At 73.3% G+C, this 1567-nt stretch carries 1 protein-coding gene and 1 pseudogene; both read right to left on the reverse strand.

Annotated features, from left to right (window positions below):
- A pseudogene (locus QH283_RS13660) lies at positions 1-352 on the reverse strand (hypothetical protein); the annotation flags it as partial.
- 212 nt (positions 353-564) lie between these two features.
- Positions 565-1428, reverse strand: a complete 864-nt coding sequence (locus QH283_RS13665) for a hypothetical protein (protein WP_280503376.1) — start codon at positions 1426-1428, stop codon at positions 565-567.
- Positions 1429-1567: the final 139 nt, after the last annotated feature.

Here is a 1567-nt window from a genome sequence, read left to right on the forward strand (position 1 = left end):
GCGCGGGGGCGGGCAGCGGAGTCAGCGGCGCGATGCCGAGCGCCGAGGTCACCATGCCGACGAGGTCGGGCGGTGCGGGCGGCGGGACCGGCGCGGCGGGCGGCGGCAGGGCAGGTGTGCCGAAGCCGAAGGCGGCCAGCGGGTCCGGGCCGAGGCCGAGCGCGTCGGTCAGTTGGCTGGGCAGTTGGAGTTGGCCGGGCAGTTGCCCGACCGGGGTGGTGAACGGCTGTTCCTCGGCCGCCGCGGGCGTGGTCCCGGCTACCGCGGCGCACACAGCGCCCGCCACCAGGGCGGTTGCGGCGCGCAGGGCGAAGCTGCGGTGTGGAACGTCGGGCCTGGTGGAAGTTGCCATGGGCTACCTCATTCCGAAGGGAGGACCTGTGGAAGGAATTCGGAGCGGCAGCGCGATCGGATGCACGACGAAGAGTCGAGGCACGCCGACGACAGCTCTGGCGTGGAGGCCGGAAGGCTCGGCCGTGGGGACCGAGAGTCCGAGCCGGGCCCCGCGGAGAAGTCCCGCGAGCCCGGCTCGGTGTGTGCGACGCGCGCTCAGGCGACGCGCGTTCAGGCGGTGGGCGGCGGTGCGGGCAGATCGGATTCCAGCGGCACCATCGAGCCCTCGATCGCGCCGACCGCGCCTCCGATGAGCGCGCCCGCCGCCACGGCGGGGGCGGCGACGAAGGCGTAGCCCATGACCGCGCCGATCACCGGCATCACCACCAGGCCCGCGGGCAGGAACGGGATGCCCGCGATGAACCCGGCCATGGCCCCGACCATCGCGCCCGCGCTGGAGATGGGCGAGGACAGCGTGTTGCCGACCATGGCGCCGATGGCCGCGTCGCCGATGACCTTCTCCGCGATGACATCCGAGCGTGCCGGGTCCATGCCGGTGGTGTCGAGGGCGTCGGACAGGCCGGTCTCCGCGGTCAGCGCGATGTCGTTGATCTGCGCGGCGATGTCGGGGGGGATGAAGTCGGGCCGTTCGACCTGGATGCTGCCGATGCGCACCTGGTTGCCCGGCAGCGGGTCGGCCACCGCGGGCGGGGCGGGCTCGGGCTCGGTGATCGGCGTGGCGGCGGGGGTGGTGGCCACCTCCACCGGGGCGTAGCCCAGTGACTCGAGCACCGTGCGCGCCGGGCCGGGGGCGCCGGTGTAGACCTGGGCCAGCACATCGGCCTGCGCGAGCGTCGGCGCGCCGAAGGCCCAGGTGTCCAGCGGCCCGGAACCGGGCGCCAAGCCCTGGGCTCCGGGGAGTGCGGGGAGTGCTCCGACCGGCGTGCCGACCGGTCGATCGTCGGCGAACGCGGGTGTGGTGCCCACCACGGCCGCGCAGACCGCCCCGCTGAGTATCACGGTCGCGGGACGCAAGGCGAAACTGCGGTGTCCAGCGGCGGGCCGGTTGTGTGTGCCCGCAGCGTGCTTGCCCATTGGCTACCTCATTCCGAAGGGACGACCTACGGATCTGATTCGGAGCTGCGCACCCGCCGGATGACAGCTCTCGGCGTGTCGGGCAGGATTGTGGGTTGGACCCGCCTTCGCCCGCCGTGATAAGAGGATGGTCATGTCT

Source organism: Nocardia farcinica (assembly GCF_029867845.1).
Lineage (GTDB): Bacteria > Actinomycetota > Actinomycetes > Mycobacteriales > Mycobacteriaceae > Nocardia > Nocardia farcinica_A.